The following is a 22,560-nucleotide window of genomic DNA, read 5'->3' as shown; positions in this document are numbered from 1 at the left end:
ACCTAAAAATTATAATTGTGAACCAATAAAGAAATGTAAACGAATTGGTTTACTGTCGTCAGAAAGTCCAGTAGCAACATCTAAACGAATTGGGCCAATTGGAGAAGCCCAGCGTATCCCCACACCGGCGCTATATGCAGTCGGTGTATTAAAGTCTTTATCGTACGCATTACCAAAGTCACTAAAGACCGCAGCACGCCAGCCTTCTTTAAATTGGTAGTTATATTCTAATGAACCCGTTGCCAAGACTTGACCACCAATTTTATAGCCATTTTCTTCGGCAGCTAAACTCTTATAGTCAAAGCCGCGAATGGTTTGGTCACCACCGGTAAAGTAGCGTAAGTTATAAGGAACTTTATCAAAGTTCTCTGTCAGAATATAACCTAAATCACTGCGCCCCACGAACTGGTGATTATCATTTTCACCCAATGAATAAATAAAGCGCCAGCCCGCATTCAAGATCGCCATGTCAACATCTGAAAGTAAGCTTTCACTTCCGACTTCAACTTTATAGGTTTGCTTAATCCCTTTACTCGGATTCACACGTTTATCAGAGTCGGTTCGAGAAATTTCATAGCCAAACATCAAAGACTGCTGTTCATTGTTGGTATTTACCAAGAACGCATCTGGAATGTCATCACTAGGACTTAGGCCGTCATCGGTAATACGGTCCAAACGGTAACGTAAACCAAAGGTATGCTGCCAACTACCACGTGGGTTTTTAATAATCCGGTCAACCCCAGCTACAGCAGATTCAATCGAAAGATTAACACCCTGACCGACATCGTCACGTTCTTCACGCTCATAACCACCAACCAAACTGACATAGTCATTTAATGGATGGTTATATGGGATGTTATAGCGACCATCAATCGATTGACGGATTTTGGATACTTCCATGTTAGCGTCAAAAGAATGACCACGTTTGTTTACAATGGCACGACGATACTGGCCACGAACACGTGTACCGGTGTCGGTACCAAAACCAGCACCAATTTCTGCACTATTCAACTTATCTGCATTTAGTGTCACGATCACAGGGACTTTTTTATCTTCACGTGCTTGCGCTTTTAAACGTTCTTGTTCTGCTTGTTTAGCATCTTGCGTATCTTGCAACCTGCGTAATTTAGAGGATTGCTCTGCATCATTCACCCCCGCAAATTGGTCTTCATCAACCACTTTTTGCGTGACTTCCTTATTCGACATCACTTCCGTTTTGTCTTTCAACACTTGTGAACTTTCAGACAACTGATTTTGATCGACCAAGGTCTGAATATCTGGTGGCAGTTCAAGCGGCTTTTCAATTGGGTCTGGTCGAATCGCATCAACTAAGGTGTAGTTAAAATAGCGAGAGTTGGTTAGGTTGTTAGCCAAACCATTCACACGCCAGAAAGTATAGTCAGCACCGTCTTTCCACGTCACCAAACTTTCTAAAATATCGCGATCCAATGGAAACTCTGCATTAGGATCACTCATTCGAAATTCGACTTCGCCAAGCTTATAACGCTCACCCGTTTCAAATCGCAAATTTATATCGGCCGTATTTTGTGGTTGAGCCACTCTTACATCGTGCAAACGCCAGTACGAGTCGAAATAACCGTTATTAGTTGCTGCATCATTAATTCGGCCTTTCGTCGTTTCGTATTCACCATGATTAAGAATGTCACCTTCTTCCTGATCTGGTAAAACACCAATCACCTGAAACTGAGCTTGATTAGCTCCAGCCCCTGAAAATTCAATATTTTGCTTTTGAATTTGTACAGGCGTATTTGGTGTAACCAATACACGAACTTTACTATCAGACACTTTTTCAAATTTGAATTCTGACTGATAAAAACCTACAGCTTGTGCAGCTTGATTGGACAAGCTGCGTAATTGAGGCAAAGCCGATGGAAAATCGCTAAAAGACTCTTGAGTAAAACTTGAAAGCTTGCCTTTAATATTGGCTTTGAGATCTTCCAGCGCCGCACCGTAAGCCTTACTCGAAGTCTGACTGGTATTATGTGCTGAGGTAATTTCAACATCCGCACTAATTCGTGGCACTTTTGCCGTATTCATCTGACGTGGCGGACGCACTTTATATAATAAGCGCTTAAAAATACCTGGCTCTGCATCATCTTCCACAGTTGGATTATTCAGCTCTTGCAGAGTACTGGCATTTTCATTTTGTGTTGCAGTAATTTCATTATCAGAGCGAATTTCACTCATGAGCTGATCAATATTGACTGGCGCTTGGTTAATTTCCGTTAACTCTTTTTGGGTAAAATCCGCTACAGCAACTTCTGTTTGCTGTGTCGCACGGTACTCCTGCGCCTGACGTTTGGCTTCTTCAGCAACTTGGAAGATTTCATTCGCCATGTTTTGATCAACAGGTGTCACAGGTAAGTTTTCTAAATCTTCGAACTCAATGGGTTTAAATTCTTGTAGTTGTGTTCCTGCTTGCTGCTGTTCTTGCAGCATTTTCATGCTATCAACAGATTCTTCCGGCTCATTTATATTTTCAATTTTTTCAATTGCTTCAGGCGTCGACAGCCCTTGCTTTACAGCCTCATTCTTGATTTCAGTAACAATCTCTGCTTTTGTATCTGCAGAGGTTAGAACAGTTTCCGCGGGAGTTTGGGCGAAACTATGCTGAGCACACAAGGTCAAAAAGATGCTCATATATAGACTTTTATTGCTATGATGCTGTCGTATGCAGTGAGCCATACTGTGATGAAGCATTGTTTTTTTAAACTTGATTTTTGCAGGCATAGCAAACTCTAACAAATTTCATTATGTAATGGACTTAGTCAATCAGATGTAGAGCTAAAGATCTTATATCTATTGGTTTTTCGCCATCTCCAAACTCAAAAACATATTACATGATTTTTTTAGAGATTTTACCAATCACTCACATTTCTTAATAAAACTTAATGTAGCAAGACGCTTATGAATAACAACGAACATCTGCTAGGTACACGCCGTTTCCTGCCTATGTTTTTGACCCAATTTTTTGGGGCGCTCAATGACAATGTCTATAAACAGGCTTTATTGTTGGTCATCACCTATGGATTAATCCAACAACAGGCATTACCCATCAGCACGCTAAACAATCTAGCTGCATTATTGTTTATTTTACCCTACTTTATTTTTTCAGCGACAGCGGGACAGATCGCAGATAAGTTTGAACGTTCACAACTTGTCCGTGGTATCAAAATTTTAGAAATTATCATCATGGTCATCGGCAGCATTGGCTTTCTGACCGGTCATTTATGGTTGTTATTGTTGGCTCTATTTTTGATGGGAACCCATTCGACATTTTTTGGTCCAATCAAATATGCGATTTTGCCTGAAATTTTAAAACCCAATGAGCTAATGTCAGGCAATGCGCTGTTCCAATCTGCAACATCCATGGCGATTTTATTCGGGATGATTTTGGGTGGTGCTGTGATTGCTTCATCACAAGGCAATTTATTGTGGATCAGCCTGACCGTAATGACCATCGCCATTTTAGGTTATATCACCAGTCGTTTTATTCTTAAGCAAAATGTTACTACACCAGATTTAAAAATCGATTGGAACTTTTTCCGAACTAGTTACCAAACGATGAAATATGCCAAAAGTTTGCCGCTGATTTTTACTATTTTATTGGGGAACTCGTGGTATTGGTTTTATGGTGCAACCTACCTCACCCAAATTCCACAAATGACTCAGCAAAATCTACATGCCTCTGAAAATGTCGTTAGCTTGCTATTGACCTTTTTCTCTGTCGGTGTGGGCGTAGGTTCATTGCTTTGTCGTAAATTGGGCGGCACTCAAGTCAATATTAAGATGGTTCCCATCGGTGCTGTCGGTTTAACGGTATTTGCACTGTATTTAGCATTTAGTTTGACCCTCGTCCCGACTCAAACTGGCCCACTTATTACCTTATCGGAAGTATTTCATCAAGGGTGGAGCTATTACCATGTAATGATCGCAGTGACTTTATTGGGGATTAGCGGTGGTTTTTACATTGTTCCACTATATGCCATGATGCAAGCCTATTCGCCTCGCTCACATCGTGCCCGTGTAGTTGCAGCAAACAACATTTTAAATGCGGTATTTATGGTATCTTCTGCTATATTTTCAATTATCATTCTGAGTGTTTTAAAGATTGATATTAAAATACTTTTTTGTATAACCGCAGTGCTGAGTGCAATCTTTTGTATTTGGCTGCTATTACGCATCAAACCTTTGCTTCAAACTACGCAAGTCTCTCTGGAGGATTAATCCATGCGTCAATTTACAGGTGTCGACAAACTTATTCACTCATTTGATCAGGCCTTACGTAGTTTAGTTCCCGGAGCAACGGCTGCACATCGTGAAAATCCGTCTGTTGCTGAAAAGACTCAACTTGCAGTCAGCGAAGCACGCCATGTGGCAGGTCTAATGCGGGTCAACCATAGTGGTGAAGTTTGCGCCCAAGCGCTTTATCATGGCCAAGCACTCACCGCTAAACTGCCAAATGTCCGCCGTGAAATGGAACACGCTGCGATTGAAGAACAAGATCATTTGGCTTGGTGTGAAGACCGCTTAAAAGAATTAGACAGCCATACTAGTCTGCTCAACCCTGTTTGGTACGGCCTTTCTTTTGGGATGGGTGCATTGGCAGGTATTGCCGGTGATAAATACAGCTTAGGTTTTGTCGCTGAAACTGAGCGCCAAGTGAGCCTGCATTTAGAAGATCACATCCGCCAACTTCCTGAACAAGACGAACGTTCACGTAAAATCTTAGTGCAAATGAATGAAGATGAGCTGCATCACCGTGATACAGCACTCAATGCAGGTGGTGTAGACCTTCCTGTTCCAGTTCGTATTGCCATGACTGGTATTTCAAAGCTGATGACCAAAACCAGTTATTACATTTAATGATTTTCTAATGATTGTCGCTAAGTTTTATAAATAGTGAACAAAAAGCCTGCAATGATGCAGGCTTTTTCATAAGTAATGTTTTGACTCTAATACAATAATTCCTTCGCCATCAAAACAGTTTATAGGCTGCCATCGACTTGGTGTAAACCAATCAAAATTCAAACTATAACGTTGTGCAGTGGACGGATAACCTGATCCACCTAATTCAAGCAGCCATCCTGCCGGACAAATTTCCTTTTGGTTATTAATCACAACAGAATGATCATGTGCCAATTCCAGCAATAAATGACGATCCAGCTCAAATGCAATAACATCAAATCCAGCTATTTGAATAAGCTCTGGAAAACGAGCCGAAGTCAGACCTTGACGAATATCAGTCATCTGTTCAAGAGAATAGTTGGTTTCAAATGATCGGTTAATCCACGTGCCTTCAGGCAGTACAACCTCTCCAAAGTTTAAAGGTTCCTGCAACTGTATATGAATTTTCTTTTGATGCTGCAACTCTGCATAGTCAGAAATTAGATCTGAAATCACGAACAATCCAAGCGTTACTGCAACAAATAAAGGGAAAAACAATACGCCAGATAAACCAATTTTAAGTGCCGCATTTACTTTATATGGTCGATTTTTTTGCTTTTTATACCAATTATTCCAACTCAACCAAATCGCAATGACGATAAATAGCACCAAAATCGCAAAGCAAATAATAAGAAAACCTCCCGCACCCGCACCATAACCTAAGCCCATATTGCTCTCACTAAATATCCCTTTAAATCTTTTAATTATGTCTTGACGACTTTATCAGATCAGCCACGTTCACTTTATCAATGTTGATGATGCTTACACCACCACTTCAAAACCGTATAGAGCACACGGAAGAATACGATACATAAAATAACGGCAATAACGATGTAAATATCTTGATGATAAGGCAGCATTTTCGCCCAAAATAGATGTAAATAATGACTGATTTGGAAGCCAATCGTTGCGACCAACATCGCCCAAATAAAACAGGCAACCAGATTAATCAGCACATATTTCCAAATAGGATAAGCACGCACACCAACTGCAATAGGTAAAATAGTTCTAAAACCCAAGCAAAGCGCATAAATAAAATGGTCAAAATAGGATAACGTTCAATAAACTGGCTCGCACGATCGAATTTTTGTGCAAATTCTGCATTCGACTGGATAAGTTTTTGCCCATAGCGAGCGCCTATTTGATAATAAAACTGATCGCCAATAAAACTGCCTAACATCGCCACCGCAATCAATATTGGAAAATGAAGTATGTGTTGATGGACGGCATAGGCGCCAATCATCAGCACTGTTTCTCCTTCAAACTATGTGCCAATAAAAATCGCAATATAGCCATAGTGCTGAATCAGATCCGTCCAGTTCATATCATTATTTTGAAGCTAAAAAGATAATGTAATCCTGCGACAGCCTATGCGCTAGCTCATACCATGACAGGATTTGAATATTTTTGTTATTGTTTATCTAGCGTATTTAGGTCAGTTTGAAATATCACTCATGTGCATTGAAAACATTTCGTTTCATTCGCTCAATCCACTAAAACTTTTTGGCAACTCACCATAGGAAATTGATGTGCTGGATGTTCAAACATTTCATTTTTCCAAATGTCGAACATTGGTATTTTAACATCGAGTGCTAAAGGCAGTTTTTTCGGATTAAATTGCATGTGCGCTAAGCTTTCGCCCCACGCGATCAGATCCAGATCCAAAGCGATATTATGAGATGGACGAACACGACCTGAGTCTGCTTCCATTTTTTTCAGTAAGGTGCTGATTTCATCTACAGATAAACTGCTTTTCACCAAACAAGCTGCATTCCAATAATCCGTCCCAATGCCATCACGACAAGGAATCACATAAATTTTGGAAAATTCAACATGACCCAAAGCCTGAATTTGACGTAAAGCCTGTTGAAAATGCGGTTTGGGATTGAAATTACTCGCCAGAGCTAGGGCGAAAATCGTTTCGGTGGCGTTCAAGACGAATTCCTACAGAATTGGCTTGCGCGATAATGGCAGGCTTCCGGATGCTAATCATAATAGATTCAATGCTGTCATAGGTAGCAAAAAGTGCATCAATCACCAGTTTTGCTGCATGTTCGATCAATTTAGGTTGAGCAGTTTGAATGACTTTGGCTGATATTTCGCAAATTTCAGCATAATTCAAGGTATCTTCAAGCTCATCTGACTGAGCCGCCTGCGCTAAACTGGTTTGAATATTGAGGTCGAGCATCAAAGGCTGAATAATCTGACGCTCCCAATTGAAACAGCCGACTACAGTTTCAACTTTCAAACCTTCAATGATAATTGCGTCCATTCTTACACTCAAAATAAAATCTTAAACATCGATAAAATCCTCCTGTTTAAGCAAGAGGATTTTATTTATATCTTGCGGCTAAATTATTGCTTCAACAATAAATTAGGGTCCATAGTCTGCACCATTTGAATACGCTGGTCTGCATAAATATCAGTATATGGCGCAAGGATGCGCATAAAGCGATCGAAGTACAACATTTGTTTAAATAATAAAGCGAAGTCACGTGGGAAGCGAATACCATGACGCTCTCCGACTTGTACCATATCCATCATGATGTCATTCAAATCGGCAGGATTCGAGGTTAATAACTCTTGCGGATCAGCTAAAAGCACACCGCTAAATAAGCGCTCTAAGTCGGCAGCTAAGACTTGTGTATCAATTTTGACAGCCGTCATGCCCATTTTCAGCATATTTTCAGCCATCAAATTGTAGTCAGTTTTTTGTAAGGCATCCATAAACGCAATACATGCTGTCCACACTTCAGGTTTCAACTGGCCCACGATACCAAAATCGATGAAGCCAACTCGACCATCTTCAAGCAGCATCAGGTTGCCTGCATGTAAGTCTGCATGGAAACTATTACATAACATCAAGCTGCCAAACCATGTATTCATCGCTGTTACCAAAACTTGCGATGGATCTTTAGCGACTTTTTTAACCACATCAAAATCAGTCAATGGTACGCCGTATAAACGCTCCATCGTTAAGACACGACGTGTTGAATATTGGTGATAAACTTTTGGTGCAGTCGCGGCTTTGTTTTGAGTTACATTCAGATAGTTCACAAAGTCATCAAGATTTTGAGCTTCTTCAATAAAGTCCACCTCACGTACCATGCGAACTTTAATTTCTTCAACGATATCTGCAAGTGAAGCAAATTTGACTTTAGGTACAGCTTTTTCAACCAGTTTGGTTGCCCAATGTAAAACGTTTAAATCTGTATAGAGAATCGTCTCGACACCCGGTTTTTGCACCTTAATAACAACATTTTCACCACTGACCAATTTAGCAGCGTGTACCTGTGCTATCGATGCAGAAGCTAAAGGCTTTTCATCAATTGAAGCAAATATTTCATCTAAATTACGACCAGCAAATTCTGAAGCCAATACCTGCTGCACATAACTAAACGGCAATGACGGTGTCTGATCTAAACAGCCTTGGAACTCTTCTACATATTCACGTGGAAATAAAGAAGGAGTACTGGCAATAAATTGACCTAATTTAATATAAGTTGAACCCAGTGATTCAAAAGTTTCACGCATGAGTTTTGCGTTACTTGGTTTTTCAGTTGCATATTTAAAGCCGGCTTTTGCCGCAACGACTGCGGTCTCACCCATTCGGGCAACCGAGCGAATTCCATCTAACCAGATATTGTTTTTCATAATGTCTTAGAAAAAAATAATTAACGTGAGTGTAGCAAAAAAATAAGGGCTTGCTGCTTTATCTTGCCTGACAGATTGGACAATCGGGATCTTTTTCAAAAGCGAGAATTTTTTGTTTCATTGACAGACCATCCCACAACAAAAGTTTTTGTTTCAATACTGTCTTTCCTAAACCCAAATAAAGCAAAGCATGATGAGCCTGCAAACTTGCCATAACATTTGGTGTGGTTGCAAGCACACCCGAGTCTGCACAGCGTAAACTTTCACTGGTATGATGTTCTTTTGGAAATAGACATTCATAACAGGCAGCATCGGCTTCAACCATAAATAACTGCCCTTGAAAGCCAATTGCAGAAGCACTAATCAGCGCCACACTATTTTCTACGCAGCTTGCATTGACCAAATAACGCGTGCTGAAATTATCACAACCATCGAGAACCAAATCTTGTTGTGAAATCAATGCCTTTGCGTTGCTTTCATCTAATTTTTTGGTATAGCTTTGCACTCGGATATGAGGGTTAATCGCTTGTAAGCGTTTAGCCAAAATTTCCGATTTATAAAAACCTACGTCATTTTTGGTATACGCGATTTGTCGTTGCAAATTACTGATTTCAATTCGATCTGCATCAATTAAAGTAATTTGTCCGACGCCTGCACGTGCCAATAATTCGGCTGTGGTACACCCAATTCCACCACACCCTATGATGAGTACATTGGCAAGTTTTAGCTTCTCTTGTGCATCGATGTCCCATCCATCAAGCAATATTTGACGGCTGTATAAATGCATTTCATCATCACTTAATTCAAATTCAGATGTTGATTCATTCGATTTAAACGTAGACAAAGTATTTCCTTATTAAAATTCGTCAAGCATGAAAAATGGGCGAGTTTATACCGCAGGCAAAAGATTAAAAACACCGATATCCATCAAATGTTATTCGGCTACAAACCCGAAACAGTGTAAAAACACCCGGCTATTTGAGCAAGACAATATACAGCTTAAAGTTAGAATAAATGCTCTGTAGACATGACATCTTTCTCAGTTAGCGTATCTTCAATTACACTATTTAAAATACAGTATCTCAAACACCTTAGTATGTAGGAACATCATCGAGGTATAGCGTATACATGTTTTAAAAATAATAAATTAAAAATATAGTTATATTTTTAAACATATTTAGTTGCACTAGAGCTGCTTACATTAGGTTAATTTTAATGATTCTTTTCTACCTTAGCCTCAGAAAATAAAACTTAATCCAAGACATTTTAAGCGTTTATGTATGCGAAGAGATTTAATCCGTAGGTATATGTATGAATTCAGTGAGAATTAAATTGCTGACATAATATGTTCGATAAACTTATGAGCTAACACACATTATTCAAATACTTTGTGCTCAGTCATATTTACCCCTTTACCCCAAAGTGATTACTTAAAAGTGGAGAATAAAAATGTCACAAGAATACGTTGAACAAGATCAGCGACAAAAATTATGGGAACTCATTAAAGACGTGCGTTTCACCATGATTAGCCATGTCACTGACAAGCAAGAAATTCATTCTCAACCTATGACCATGCTTAATTCTGATAAGATGAATGAGCATGAAAATATCTATTTTCTTATGAAAGAAAACAATGACCTTGTAGAGGCAGTCAATGCAGGTCGTAATCATCTTGGATTAGCATTCGCTAAACCTTCAGACGATATTTATGTATCAATTAGTGCTCATGGAGAAATCAGTACAGATGCGGCCCTAATCGATAAATTATGGAATCCTTGGGCTGAAAACTGGTTCGATGGCAAGACTGATCCTACTGTTCGCGTTTTGATAGCTAATGCTATTAGTGCAGAATTCTGGAATGTCAAAGACAATAAAGTCACCCATTTATTCAAAGTTTTGAAGGGCAATTTAACGGGTAAAACTCAAGAACTTGATACTGAACATAATACCCTGAACTTAAAATAAATGATTTTATTGATTTGAATGAATGCTTTAATTTTAGGTTAATTTGGATTGTCCCATAGTTAGTCAAATACATATATGATCTCGAATGAATGGTTTCACCAGCTCAAACATCAATTTAAAAAAGGCTGCATCATGCAGCCTTTTTTGCGTATATAAATTGATTCAACTGACCTTTTGAATTAATTGCGCTTTAGCCACTTCTTGTTGCTTCAATAGATTACGTTGGATTTTTCCACTCGATGTTTTAGGCAACCCATCCACAAATTCAATTTCTTTTGGATAAGCATGCTTGGATAAACGAGATCTTACATAGGCTTGTAGCTTATCCATGAGTTCTGAACTTGCTTGATATTGTGGTTTCAATACCACAAAAGCTTTGACCAATTCAGTTCGCTCAGGATCAGGCTTACCAACAACTGCCGACTCTAAAACCTCTTCACATTCTAATAATGTGCTTTCCACATCGAAAGGCCCTACACGATAGCCTGACGTTGTAATGACATCGTCTGCACGACCTACAAAATCAATGCCGCCTTCTTCGTTTAAACGAACGGTATCACCGGTTAAATAGTAGTTCCCGACAAAGGCTTTACGGTTATTGCCACCATAGCCTGTGAACCACATGAGTGGAGATTGCGACCAGTCTAATGCCAATGTTCCAATGCCACCACGTTCAATTTCTTGATAGTCTTTATTAAGCACCGCGAAACGATGACCCGGTATAGCAAAACCGGCTGAACCCACTTTTTTGTAGTGTTCTAAAGCGTGATGATTTGCAATCACCATACCGAGTTCTGTTTGCCCATATTGGTCATAAATATTGACGTTTAAATCGTGATTAAACCATTGAATCACTTCGGGCGTTAGTGGCTCTCCTGCACTACTCACAACCCGTAAATGTGATTTTAGGGATTCATCAAATTTTTCTTTAAAACCAAAGAACATACGAAATGCCGTTGGTGAACCGGTCAAATTACTGACTTTATATTTTTTGATGACTTGAAGTGCATGATCAACACTAAAAGCACGTTCATCCATAATAATGCTGTGTCCTAAACTTAATGGCCCTGCAATTCCATAGTACAAACCATAAGCCCAACCCGGATCTGCCAAATTCCAAAATGAATCTTCATCACGCAAATCAACCGCATGTGTCATATACCCTTTAAATGCCAATAACGCTTTGTGTGGCACAGGTACAGACTTGGCCAAACCGGTCGTTCCCGATGTAAACATCATTAAAAATTCATCGTCAAATGAACGTGGTACTGAGTTATATGTGGTGTCATGAAGTTGCAGCTCTGACCAAAAGTCAGGATCTGTCTGAATTGCTTGATCGGCATGTACGTTTAAAATATGCGGTAAATCAATGTGATTAAGTTTTGATCGTTGCTCAGTGTTGGTTACAATCAGCTTTGTTCCCGCAGTTTGCACCCGATGCTCAATCGCTTTGGACTCAAATGCCGTAAACAAAGGCTGATAAATTGCCCCTATACGCCATGTTGCCAAAATAGTAATCAATAACTCTGCAGTACGGGGTAATAGACCTGCAATGCAATCACCTGCTTTTAGCCCAATGCGCTGATAATAATTTGCCAATTGTGCAGAAGCTAAATCTAATTGCTCAAAAGTCCATTGCTCAGATTCACCATTCTTGCCTTCCCAAATCAGCGCAGTTCGATTTTGCCCAACATAGCGCCCACAACATTCATCATAAGCATTGATTGAACTTGGCGTACCGACCAATTGTTCTGCAACCATTTTTTCAAAATTAAAATCACGATATGCTTGTTCTAGTGTCTTCATGACGACAATTCCTATCCTGTTCTCTATGATTCAAAGTGCAAGACTTTGAGGTTTATTGATCTTGTTGTTGTACCGCTGCGTACTAGTGACGATTCCTTTGCCACATCCGCTTTTACTGCTTTTCCATACACCGATTGCAATGTCGGTTTTTTAGTTTTGAAACTTATACTCTTCGACAATCTATTCGTAAATTACCTATTCTTAGACTGTCTATACCTAGATAACCATGTTTGGATGTGCCCTGCAATTTCCATAACCATCAACGCCATTGCAGGGTTTGAACATCGACCAAAGTCTATTTTTTAATCACCTATCCTTTGGTTACTTCACGTGCTATCACCAGACGTTGAATGTCCGATGCACCTTCATAGATTTGACTGACACGCACATCACGATAAATTCGTTCTACTGGAAAATCAGATACATAACCATAGCCCCCATGGATTTGAATGGCATCTGAACACACCCGTTCAGCCATCGTCGATGCAAAAAGTTTAGCCATCGAGGCTTCTTTTAAGCATGGAAAACCTGCATCTTTTAACGTCGCTGCATGGAAGATTAATTGACGTGCTGCCTCAATTTGGGTGGCCATATCCGCGAGGCGAAATGCCACGGCTTGATGCTGAACAATCTCCACGCCGAATGCCTTGCGTTCATTGGCATATTCAACAGCTGCATCTAATGCTGCTCGTGCCATACCCACAGACTGCGCTGCAATACCAATTCGACCTGACTCTAGGTTTGATAAGGCAATTTTATAGCCTTCACCCTCTTGGCCTAAAAGACTATCCGCAGGAATACGACAGTCATCTAAAACAATCGTTGCAGTATCGGAACAATGCTGACCCATTTTGTCTTCTAATCGCGATACGATATAACCAGGTGCATCCGTCGGTACTAAAAAGCACGAAATCCCTTTTTTACCTGCAGATTTATCCGTTACCGCAAAAACCAAGGCTACTTGGGCATGTTTTCCTGTGGTAATAAATTGCTTGGTGCCATTTAACACCCACTCATCACCATCACGCTCCGCTTTACATTCCAACGCACTCGCATCTGAACCCACTTGTGGTTCTGTTAGGCAAAAACAACCTAACCATTCGCCTGTGGCTAATTTTTTTAAGTATTTTTCTTTTTGTGCTTCTGTACCATAACGCTGCGTAATGCCACATGGCAGTGAATTTTGTACGCTAACAATTGTGGAAATCGCACCATCGCCCGCAGCAATTTCTTCTAAGGCAACAACCAAAGACACATAGTCTAAACCTGCACCACCCCATTCATCCGAAACCGTCATGCCTAAAGCACCTAGCTCACCCAGTTCCTTAAGTTCTTGTGCAGGAAATGCCGCAGTTTTGTCACGCTCTGCAGCCGTTGGTTTCAGTTTTTCTTGCGAATAGCTTCGCATCATGTCCTGAACCATTTTTTGTTCATCATTTAAAATCATGAGACTTCCTTTTCTAAATCTTTTATAGCGCGTATAGCTTTAAATTTTGGATAACTGCGGAATTAAAAATACTTTGGCTGTATAAAGCAAAGTTAGATACACGACGACGTCATTTGCAACTGTCTGAGGCAGGACGCCATTAATCTCTAATGTTTCTGTAATCTGTAAATCAATAAATACTTGATGACGAGTTTTACAAATGACTATGGTTTTGGTTACTTTTGCCGAAACAAAAGTAACGAGATAAGCTACTGTCAACGAAGTTATTCTCGATCAGACTCCGTCGTAGAAGCCTGAATAAGCAGTTTTAATAAATAACTATTTAGGCTGCATACGGATCGCGCCATCAAGACGTATCACTTCACCATTGAGATAAGCATTTTCAAAAATATGCGTCACTAATTTTGCAAACTCTTGCGGTTTTGCTAAACGTGGAGGGAAAGGCACCATTTGCCCCAAAGCATCTTGTACATTTTGTGCTAAGCCTTTGAGCATCGGCGTTTCCATAATACCCGGAGCAATGGTCATCACACGGATTGATTCACGTGCAAGCTCACGTGCAAGAGGTAATGTCATTGCAACCACTGCCCCTTTGGATGCTGCATAAGCCGACTGACCAATTTGACCATCGAAAGCCGCAACCGACGCCGTATTCACAATCACGCCACGCTCTTCTTCACCCGCTTTTAATTCATATTTAGCAATCAGTTGTGCCGCATAGCGCAGCATATTGAATGTACCTGAAACATTTATATTTAATACTTTTTGGAACATCGCCAAATCATGTAATCCGTCACGACCTAAAACTTTTGCAGAGGGTGCGATACCTGCGCAGTTCACTAAGCCATTAAGTTGACCAAATTCCACTTCAACTTGTGCAAAGAAAGCGCTTACCGCTTGTTCATCGGTAACATCCAATTGAACAAATTTCGCATGATCACCCAGTTGACGTTGCATTGCTTCGCCATGCTCATGATTCATATCCACAATAATCACTTTGGCACCCAAGCCAATCAGATGTGTTGCTGTCGCAGCGCCTAAACCCGATGCACCACCGGTCACGACGAAAACTTTTCCTTTAATGTCCATAGCATTTCCCTATTTATGATGTCTTGTTTTAAATTCGACTTAAGATGCAGAGTAAACAGAGAATTTATTCAGTACAATTTCCAAATGTTGCATCTTTTCTGATGTATTTGGACAATTCTGAACAAGGACCTATCCGAACATATGCCGAAGCATGGACTCGAATACAGTAAAGGGACGATTTCTATCGACTTGGTGCATGAAGCATTACACGATGCGCAAAAAAAGCACTTTGATATTTCTGCTATTTTGCATAAGTCTGGTATACCCTCAGAGTTACTGCTATCGAGTAAAACCAGAGTTTCTGTTTCACAATATGCGGCTTTATGGACTCATCTTGCAGATGTGATGGATGATGAATTTTTTGGCATGGATCGGCATGCCATGCGACGTGGTAGTTTTAAGCTACTGTCGAAAATGGTCATGCATAACAGCACCTTGGGTGATGCACTCAAGCAAATCCTACAATTTTTAAATCTGGTTTTAGATGACTTGCATAGTGATTTAACTATTGAAGATCACTTTGCTTATATCGTGATCTATGACCAACATGCGCCTAAACGCATGTTCAGCTATGCCACATATTTAATGCTCATCCATACGCTACTGTGCTGGCTAAGTGGTCAGCGGATTTTATTAAACCAAATCCAATTTAAATGCGATGCACCACTTGATGATCACGACTATAAAGTCCGCTTCTGTGAAAATATTCATTACCAAGCCAGTCAAAACTATATACAGCTCGATGCCAGTTATTTAAGTCTACCAATCAAACAAGACACACGTTCGTGGTATCAATTCTTACAACAAACACCTGAAAACCTTTTGGTACGCTTTAAAAACCCGTATGCGCTCAGCAGCCAAATTCGTAAACAACTGTTAGACGTTCCTCCTGCCGAATGGTTAGAGTTTTATGAGTTGGCGGTCAAAATGAATATGTCGGAAGCCACAATGCATCGCCGTCTTAAAAGTGAAGGTGTGAGTTATCAACAACTCAAAAATGATATCCGACGAGATACCGCCATCGATTTTTTAACCCATACCGATAAAAGCTTACAAGATATCAGTGAAGAACTAAATTTTCATGATCCGAGTGCTTTTCATCGGGCTTTTAAAAAATGGACAGGCGTCAGTCCCGGTGCATATCGACAAAATAATGCGCCTGAATTCAAGGTCTAAAATTTGATATTCGCTATTTATAAATTGAATATTCATCTAATTAATAGAAAATCAATAACTTAAAAACATTCAATAAATAGACTGACCATTCATCCTTGAACGATTGCTACTTTAGTCTAATTAGGTTATTTTTCACTCAATTTAAAGCGTTTTGCTTATTTATTTTCCAATTCTCCTGCATCTCCTTGAAAGGCTTTCCTATGCTTAAGATGATTGATGTTCTTGAACAACAACTTGTTCAAAACTTTTCAGATTCTCTTTTCACTCAGATTGACGCAATTGATGAACTGTTTCACGAACAGCTTAAAACTGTTGCAGATATCGATTTGCAAAATTTGATTTCACAATTTTTTAGCACTGAAAGTGCAGTTGAAGTTGCTCATGCACTGGATATCCAAGCAGATGACATTGAAGCAATTCAAGCAGGTGCAAATCTAAAAGATGAAAATTTAGTGAGTGCAACTGCAAAAATTATTGCTTACTGTCTTGCAGTAGAAACATCAGCTTTAGAACAAGTTGAAGTCTCCGATAGCTTACAAGACTACCCAATGTAAGTATTGATCACATATAAAAAGCAGCGAAAGCTGCTTTTTTATTGGAAAAGTTATTTTAAGTCTGTAATGCACTATAATTTTTGAATATTCTTTACACTAAAATATCTAAGCATTTTTCATGCAAGTTTACACATTAATTTATATAACGAAATTTCATCACAATTAAATCCAATAAAGTATTTTAAATCAAATACCTATATTTGATTTATACGCTTATCTCGATTTCTATTATTCTTAGCATTTATTCTGTTTTGTTTCTGAAATATTTCCGTCGTATCTATGTGCTCATAATTCAACACTTGATTGTGAACGATATGACTTCCCTATTTAAAAGCTCAAAACTAATTTTTTCTACGCTGACATTCAGCCTATTCAGTAGCTCTATCTTTGCTGCTATTCCTTCGACACTTAAACTGGATTATGCCTACTATGCACCGACCAGTTTAGTGGTGAAGGAACAAAAACTCTTAGAAAAAGCATTACCCAAAACACAAATTAAATGGGTCTTTAGCCAAGGTAGTAATCGCTCACTCGAATATCTCAATAGTGGCAGTGTGGATTTTGCCTCAACAGCAGGACTTGCAGCCGTTTTGAGTCGTGCCAATGGCAGTCCGATTAAAACCGTATATATACAGTCACAGCCTGAATGGACGGCATTGCTTGTGGCAAAAAACTCTCCGATTAAAAGTCTGAAAGACCTCAAAGGCAAAAAAATTGCAGCGACCAAAGGAACCGATCCATTCATGTTTACTTTGCAGTCTTTGGAAACAGTCGGCCTCAATAAACGTGATGTGCAATTGGTACATTTACAACATCCTGATGGAAAAACGCTTTAGAACGTGGTCAAGTCGATGCATGGGCGGGATTAGATCCACTCATGGCATCTGCACAAGTACAATCAGGCACGCGTTTGCTTTATCGAAATGTGGGTTTTAACAGCTATAGCGTTTTAAGTACCAAACAACAATTTAGCCAGCAAAGTCCTGAAGCCGTTGAAGCTGTGATTAAAGCCTATGAACAAGCACGACAACGGGCCAAAGCCAATCCAGATAAATTAGCCCAATTATTGGCACGTGAGTCCAAGCTTCCATTGGCTGTTGCCAAGCTCCAGTTGAGTCGTACCAACTTTAATCAAAATATCCCAACAGCTAAACATATTGCTGCTTTAAAGAAATCTGGCACGATTTTGACTGAGGAAGATTTAGTTCGTAAAGGAACCAATGTCAATCAAGTCATTGACCAACTTTTTGATGCACGTTATGCGAAAAAGGTTGTGAAATAACATGTCATCATCACTGACTCAACCCAAAATCGATACGGCGGTTTCGACCGCTTCCGATTCATCAAACCATATAAAACCCAAGTTGATCTTGATTTTAAAAGGTCTTGCTCTACCTGTGGTTTTATTGCTGCTATGTGAAATCTTGGTCAAAAATGGTGTTATCGAACCGTATCTACTCCCTGCTCCGAGTAGCCTTTGGCAGTCATTTATAGAGTTATCTGAAGGTGAACTTTGGCAGCATATCTGGACCAGTACTTGGCGGGTATTTTTAGGCTTTTTTATTGGTAGCGGACTTGCTCTGATTTTTGCACTCTTAGTCGGTTTGAACAAACAAGCCGAAGCATTTTTGGAACCTACATTTTCAGCAATTAAATCTATCCCCAGTTTGGCATGGATTCCCTTACTGCTCTTATGGTTAGGTATTGATGAATCTTCAAAAATCACCCTCATTGCCATAGGTGCTTTTTTCCCGACCTATACCAATACCGTTGCAGCGATTCAAGGTGTAGACCGAAAACTCATTGAAGTTGCACAAGTTTATCGTTTGAAATATTTCAGGCAGATTCGTGAAATTATTTTACCTGCAGCATCGCCGGGTATACTTACAGGCTTACGCAATAGTTTAAGTTTGGCATGGATGTTTATGATTGCAGCAGAGCTGATTGCAGCCACGCAAGGTATTGGCTATTTGCTCAGTGATGGTCGTGAAACCTCACGTCCAGATATCGTGATTATCGCCATTATTCTATTGGCGCTCTTAGGGAAAATCACCGATAGCCTGATGAAATATCTAGAACAATATCTATTGCGTTGGCGTGATGTGGTGAAGTAACGTATTTTTCCACACTTGCAAATGCACGCAAATAAATGCTCACATGTGCATTGAAAAACAAAAAATAAAGCGCATTCAATGCGCTTTATTTCTGACTATTTCTCTAACACCAAATCAGTGTTGCCACTGGCCTAAACTGACACGGTCATTGCCGCCATAATCTTTTACAGTCCGAACATTTCGATATCCAGCCTGTAAGAACAAATGTCTGACTGCTTCGCCTTGGTCATAGCCATGTTCGAGCACCACCCAACCATTCACGGTTAAATGTTTTTTGGCTTGAAGAATGATTTGCTCAAGATCTGCAAGCCCATGATTGTCTGCAACCAAAGCACGTTCAGGCTCTGTCGCCAAATCCTTCATGTGTACATCATCAGCATCGATATACGGCGGATTTGACACAATTACATCAAAGAAAGCACGACCAAAGGGTTTCAACCAAGAACCTAAGACAAACTGCACATGTTCAAGATCATGCTTTTTGGCATTAAATTCAGCAACTTCCAATGTAGGTTCGTAAATATCCGAAGCCACAATTGACCAATCTGGACGTTCACTGGCTAATGATAACGCTACAGCACCAGTTCCTGTTCCTAAATCGACCACACGAGCATCTTCAGGAAGTTCTAAACGCAGTACAGTTTCAACAAGTACTTCCGTATCAGGACGTGGTACCAAAGTATCTTTAGTCACTTTTAAGTCTAGCGTCCAAAATGGCTGAGAACCTGTGACGTAAGCCAAAGGCTCACCTGCGGTAATACGTGCAAGACTTTCAACATAGAGTTGTTCTTGCTCAGCTGTTAATTCTTGATCCTTTTTCATGATTAAATCAAAAGAATCAATCTTGGTGATATGCTCTAACAACCACGCATTTTCCTGACGTTCATAACTTTCAGGTTCCCCACGATAGGCCAAAGCCTCTGCAATATTCATTAGCCACCATTCTGCTGTGCTAATAACGCCAACTGATCGGCTTGATATTCACGATGCAAACTATCTAGCAGTTCAGTCAAATCACCTTCCATCACTGCATCCAACTTATACAGCGTTAGGTTAATCCGATGATCAGTCATACGGCCTTGTGGATAGTTATAGGTACGAATACGCTCAGAACGGTCACCAGAACCCACCAAGTCACGACGCATTTCAGACGTCGCGGCATCTGCCGCTGCGCGTTTGGCATTTTCTAAACGAGAAACCAACAGCGCCATCGCTTTGGCTTTGTTTTTATGCTGTGAACGTTCGTCCTGACATTCTACAACTGTACCCGTTGGAATATGGGTAATACGTACAGCAGAGTCAGTTTTGTTAATGTGCTGACCACCCGCACCAGATGCACGATAGGTATCAATACGTAATTCTGAAGGATTAATTTCAACACTGGTGTCTACATCAATTTCCGGCAAAATCGCAACAGTACATGCCGAAGTATGAACACGACCTTGTGACTCAGTTGCAGGAACACGCTGTACACGATGCGCACCACTTTCAAATTTTAAGCGACCATATACGCCTTCACCATTGATGAGGCAAATCACTTCTTTATAACCGCCGTGTTCGCCGTCATTTTCAGACAGCACTTCAATACGCCAACCTTGTGATTCAGCATATTTACTGTACATGCGATACAAGTCACCCGAGAAAATTGCAGCTTCGTCACCACCTGTTCCGGCACGAATTTCTAAATAAGCAGAGTTCGCATCATTCGGATCTTTTGGAATCATCAGAATGTTTAAGTCTGCTTCAAGCTGACCGATCAAAGCTTTATTTTCTTTGATTTCCTCAACGGCCATCTCTTTAAAATCTGGATCCGTCATCATTACTTCAGCAGTCTCAATATCTTCTTCAGCTTGACGGTATTTTTTCCAAACTTCAGTGATTTCAGATAAATCACTATGCTCACGTGACAACTGACGGAAACGTTTGTTGTCTGAAATGACTTCTACATCTGCGAGTAATGCATTTAATTCTTCGTGACGGTCAGAGAGCTGATCTAATCGTAAACGTAACGATTCTTTCATTTTTCAAAAAATCTCAATACACAGGCTCTACCGCTAAACTTTCACGGATATGCCAAAATTCAAAATAATGGCGCTAGTGTACCGATAATAGGTCTGAAATGACATATATATTGTTTTTTGGCCTATCAATGACCCTAAACATCAAAGTGTGAACTTCATCACTCCTACCTTTCTCCACAAAGTCGTACAGATTTTCTGCATTCGACCATTTTTTTCACAATATTAATAAAACTTATACAAACTAGACACTCAAATCACCAAATAAAGAGAAAGCTCTCCATATTTATAGCGAATAGTTTTGTTACATTTACTGCCATCGACATGATTAAGAAAAGTCCTCGCGTTTATGAAGGACATGGAGTGAACTATGAAACTGAATACTCTTTTAATGACAGCCACTCTAGCAACTGCTTCTATGTTCACTGTGTCTGCAAATGCAGATAGTACAACACGCGTTGCTGCAGCTAGTGCATTAGGTAGTGTTGCAGGTACTGCAATTGGTAAAAACATGGGCGGTAATACCGGCGCTACAATTGGTGCCGCTCTTGGTGGTGCTGGTGGTGCTGCGGTAGCAAGTAATAAACGCAACCGTACAGAATCTGCTATCGGCGGTGCTTTAGGTGGTGGTACAGGTTATACTGTTGGTAAAAGCATGGGCGGTACAAACGGTGGTTACATCGGCTCTGCACTAGGTGCTGCTGGTGGTGCTGCTCTAGGTAATAAAATCTCTAAAGATAAAGCTTACGACAAACACCAAGAACGTAAATACAAAAAACGTTACCGTCGTCGTCACTAATTCAAAATTAGTGAGTCCTTATTGAATAGTGAAAATAGCACCTTCGGGTGCTTTTTTTATGTATCGCCTTTTTTCAAATGATAAATACAACTTTATTTATTGCTCCTGATAAATATTTAGATTTGCCTTCCCTCCAACCAAGTCATCAATCATGTAGAAATAAAGTGCAAAATTTACATTGCAGCAACGGAACACGTATTTTATTTCACATCACGCTCCAAATATTCGCTATGTGTTTTCATATATTGATATCAACAGATAAACATCATGCTTCGTAAGGAGTTTAAAAATGAAAATTAATAAAATTCTATTCAGTGCAGCAATTGCCGCTTCAGCACTTACTATGACTGCAACACATGCAGGTAATAGCACCAATACTGCATTAACATCTGCTTTAGGTGGTGTTGTTGGTGCAGCAATCGGTAACCAAGTTGGCGGCCAAACTGGCGCAATGATTGGTTCAGCAATTGGTGGCGGTGCAGGTGCTGCAGCATCAGCAAACAAACGTGACCGTAATGGTGCCATCATTGGTGGCGCACTTGGTGGCGCGGGTGGTTATACCGTAGGTAAAAACATGGGCGGCACAAACGGTGGTTATATCGGTGCTGCACTTGGTTCAGCCGGTGGTTCTGCACTAGGTAAAAAAGTGTCTGAAGACCGTCGCTATGATGACCGCTACAATGGTCGTTATGATGATCGCTATGACCGTCGTTATAACAACCGTGGCTATCGTACCAATAATTACAGCTACAACGACCGAGGCTACCGTGGAGACAATGGTCGTCACTTAGGTTGGTACAAAAACGGTAAACGTTAATCGATATATTTCAATGAAAAAAATCAGCACCTTCGGGTGCTTTTTTTTGTTTATAGAAATATGTTCATAAAAAACTTTAGATATATCTAAAATTAACTTTTTTACAGCGTCTCACCACCATATCGAATTTATTCGATATATATTAGGTATTTT

21 protein-coding genes and 1 pseudogene are annotated in these 22,560 nt (G+C 40.0%); 9 read left to right on the top strand and 13 right to left on the bottom strand.

Annotation, left to right across the window (positions count from 1 at the left end; translation table 11 throughout):
- Positions 1 to 9: 9 nt before the first annotated feature.
- Positions 10 to 2,751 (bottom strand): autotransporter assembly complex protein TamA, encoded by a 2,742-nt coding sequence (locus G0029_RS06410; protein WP_180110137.1) that lies wholly within the window; start codon positions 2,749 to 2,751, stop codon positions 10 to 12.
- Between the two features lie 177 nt (positions 2,752 to 2,928).
- Between G0029_RS06410 and G0029_RS06405 the strand changes: the two genes are divergently transcribed.
- Both G0029_RS06405 and coq7 read left to right on the top strand, forming a co-directional pair.
- Positions 2,929 to 4,248, top strand: coding sequence for an MFS transporter (locus tag G0029_RS06405; RefSeq protein WP_180110138.1), 1,320 nt, complete (start codon positions 2,929 to 2,931; stop codon positions 4,246 to 4,248).
- Between the two features lie 3 nt (positions 4,249 to 4,251).
- Positions 4,252 to 4,887, top strand: a complete 636-nt coding sequence (coq7, locus tag G0029_RS06400) for a 2-polyprenyl-3-methyl-6-methoxy-1,4-benzoquinone monooxygenase (protein ID WP_180004953.1) — start codon at positions 4,252 to 4,254, stop codon at positions 4,885 to 4,887.
- Between the two features lie 69 nt (positions 4,888 to 4,956).
- Here the strand turns inward: coq7 and G0029_RS06395 are convergent, their stop codons facing one another.
- The 7 genes from G0029_RS06395 to G0029_RS06370 all read right to left on the bottom strand — a co-directional run bounded on the left by G0029_RS06395 (position 4,957) and on the right by G0029_RS06370 (position 9,409).
- The gene (locus tag G0029_RS06395; RefSeq protein WP_180107457.1) at positions 4,957 to 5,637 is read right to left on the bottom strand and encodes a hypothetical protein; all 681 of its coding nucleotides are present in this window, start codon (positions 5,635 to 5,637) and stop codon (positions 4,957 to 4,959) included.
- A gap of 77 nt (positions 5,638 to 5,714) precedes the next feature.
- On the bottom strand, positions 5,715 to 5,924 hold the full coding sequence (locus tag G0029_RS18230) for a hypothetical protein (protein ID WP_227591878.1): 210 nt from the start codon (positions 5,922 to 5,924) through the stop codon (positions 5,715 to 5,717).
- Entirely contained in the window at positions 5,918 to 6,217 is a 300-nt protein-coding gene (locus G0029_RS18225; RefSeq protein WP_227591876.1) for a DedA family protein, read from the bottom strand. Before G0029_RS18225 ends, G0029_RS18230 begins: the two co-directional genes overlap by 7 nt.
- Positions 6,218 to 6,453: 236 nt before the next feature.
- Positions 6,454 to 6,903, bottom strand: a complete 450-nt coding sequence (locus tag G0029_RS06385) for a 2-amino-4-hydroxy-6-hydroxymethyldihydropteridine diphosphokinase (RefSeq protein WP_180107459.1) — start codon at positions 6,901 to 6,903, stop codon at positions 6,454 to 6,456.
- Positions 6,860 to 7,240 (bottom strand): dihydroneopterin aldolase, encoded by a 381-nt coding sequence (gene folB / locus G0029_RS06380; protein WP_180004951.1) that lies wholly within the window; start codon positions 7,238 to 7,240, stop codon positions 6,860 to 6,862. The genes G0029_RS06385 and folB overlap by 44 nt, the downstream gene beginning before the upstream one ends.
- 83 nt (positions 7,241 to 7,323) lie before the next feature.
- Positions 7,324 to 8,622, bottom strand: a complete 1,299-nt coding sequence (locus G0029_RS06375) for an ABC1 kinase family protein (RefSeq protein WP_078193949.1) — start codon at positions 8,620 to 8,622, stop codon at positions 7,324 to 7,326.
- A 58-nt stretch (positions 8,623 to 8,680) separates the two neighbouring features.
- A complete protein-coding gene (locus G0029_RS06370; protein WP_180107538.1) occupies positions 8,681 to 9,409 on the bottom strand; it encodes a HesA/MoeB/ThiF family protein in 729 nt (242 codons plus the stop codon).
- 662 nt (positions 9,410 to 10,071) lie between these two features.
- On the opposite strand from G0029_RS06370, the gene G0029_RS06365 reads away from it, so the two are divergent.
- Positions 10,072 to 10,587 carry a pyridoxamine 5'-phosphate oxidase family protein gene (locus G0029_RS06365; protein ID WP_180023516.1) on the top strand — a complete coding sequence of 172 codons (516 nt, stop codon included), beginning with the start codon at positions 10,072 to 10,074 and terminating at the stop codon, positions 10,585 to 10,587.
- Between the two features lie 162 nt (positions 10,588 to 10,749).
- On the opposite strand, the gene G0029_RS06360 is transcribed toward G0029_RS06365, so the two are convergent.
- The 3 genes from G0029_RS06360 to G0029_RS06350 form a co-directional block, all read right to left on the bottom strand.
- On the bottom strand, positions 10,750 to 12,393 hold the full coding sequence (locus G0029_RS06360; protein WP_180107461.1) for an AMP-binding protein: 1,644 nt from the start codon (positions 12,391 to 12,393) through the stop codon (positions 10,750 to 10,752).
- A 310-nt stretch (positions 12,394 to 12,703) separates the two neighbouring features.
- On the bottom strand, positions 12,704 to 13,840 hold the full coding sequence (locus tag G0029_RS06355) for an acyl-CoA dehydrogenase family protein (protein ID WP_078193952.1): 1,137 nt from the start codon (positions 13,838 to 13,840) through the stop codon (positions 12,704 to 12,706).
- Between the two features lie 318 nt (positions 13,841 to 14,158).
- The gene (locus G0029_RS06350; protein WP_180107463.1) at positions 14,159 to 14,929 is read right to left on the bottom strand and encodes a 3-hydroxyacyl-CoA dehydrogenase; all 771 of its coding nucleotides are present in this window, start codon (positions 14,927 to 14,929) and stop codon (positions 14,159 to 14,161) included.
- A 141-nt stretch (positions 14,930 to 15,070) separates the two neighbouring features.
- Here G0029_RS06350 and G0029_RS06345 point away from each other — a divergent pair, with 141 nt between their 5' ends.
- From G0029_RS06345 to G0029_RS06330, 4 genes and pseudogenes are all read left to right on the top strand, one after another.
- Positions 15,071 to 16,105 (top strand): AraC family transcriptional regulator, encoded by a 1,035-nt coding sequence (locus G0029_RS06345; RefSeq protein WP_180107465.1) that lies wholly within the window; start codon positions 15,071 to 15,073, stop codon positions 16,103 to 16,105.
- Between the two features lie 200 nt (positions 16,106 to 16,305).
- On the top strand, positions 16,306 to 16,659 hold the full coding sequence (locus G0029_RS06340; RefSeq protein ID WP_180107467.1) for a hypothetical protein: 354 nt from the start codon (positions 16,306 to 16,308) through the stop codon (positions 16,657 to 16,659).
- 314 nt (positions 16,660 to 16,973) lie between these two features.
- Positions 16,974 to 17,941 (top strand): annotated as a pseudogene (locus G0029_RS06335) (aliphatic sulfonate ABC transporter substrate-binding protein).
- 70 nt (positions 17,942 to 18,011) lie between these two features.
- Complete coding sequence (locus G0029_RS06330) at positions 18,012 to 18,773, top strand: ABC transporter permease (RefSeq protein WP_372491147.1); 762 nt, start codon at positions 18,012 to 18,014, stop codon at positions 18,771 to 18,773.
- A 114-nt stretch (positions 18,774 to 18,887) separates the two neighbouring features.
- On the opposite strand, the gene prmC is transcribed toward G0029_RS06330, so the two are convergent.
- The gene (prmC, locus tag G0029_RS06325) at positions 18,888 to 19,706 is read right to left on the bottom strand and encodes a peptide chain release factor N(5)-glutamine methyltransferase (protein WP_180107470.1); all 819 of its coding nucleotides are present in this window, start codon (positions 19,704 to 19,706) and stop codon (positions 18,888 to 18,890) included.
- A complete protein-coding gene (prfA, locus tag G0029_RS06320) occupies positions 19,706 to 20,794 on the bottom strand; it encodes a peptide chain release factor 1 (RefSeq protein ID WP_078188570.1) in 1,089 nt (362 codons plus the stop codon). The genes prmC and prfA overlap by 1 nt, the downstream gene beginning before the upstream one ends.
- Positions 20,795 to 21,161: 367 nt before the next feature.
- Between prfA and G0029_RS06315 the strand changes: the two genes are divergently transcribed.
- Both G0029_RS06315 and G0029_RS06310 read left to right on the top strand, forming a co-directional pair.
- Positions 21,162 to 21,590, top strand: coding sequence for a glycine zipper domain-containing protein (locus G0029_RS06315; RefSeq protein WP_078193959.1), 429 nt, complete (start codon positions 21,162 to 21,164; stop codon positions 21,588 to 21,590).
- A 289-nt stretch (positions 21,591 to 21,879) separates the two neighbouring features.
- Positions 21,880 to 22,407 (top strand): hypothetical protein, encoded by a 528-nt coding sequence (locus tag G0029_RS06310; protein ID WP_168377731.1) that lies wholly within the window; start codon positions 21,880 to 21,882, stop codon positions 22,405 to 22,407.
- Positions 22,408 to 22,560: the final 153 nt, after the last annotated feature.

Origin of the sequence: Acinetobacter sp. YH12138, assembly GCF_015218525.1 — a bacterium.
GTDB classification, from domain to species: Bacteria; Pseudomonadota; Gammaproteobacteria; order Pseudomonadales; family Moraxellaceae; genus Acinetobacter; species Acinetobacter amyesii.
Note: the sequence above shows the minus strand (reverse complement) of the source record. Positions and strands in the feature narration are given on the sequence as shown.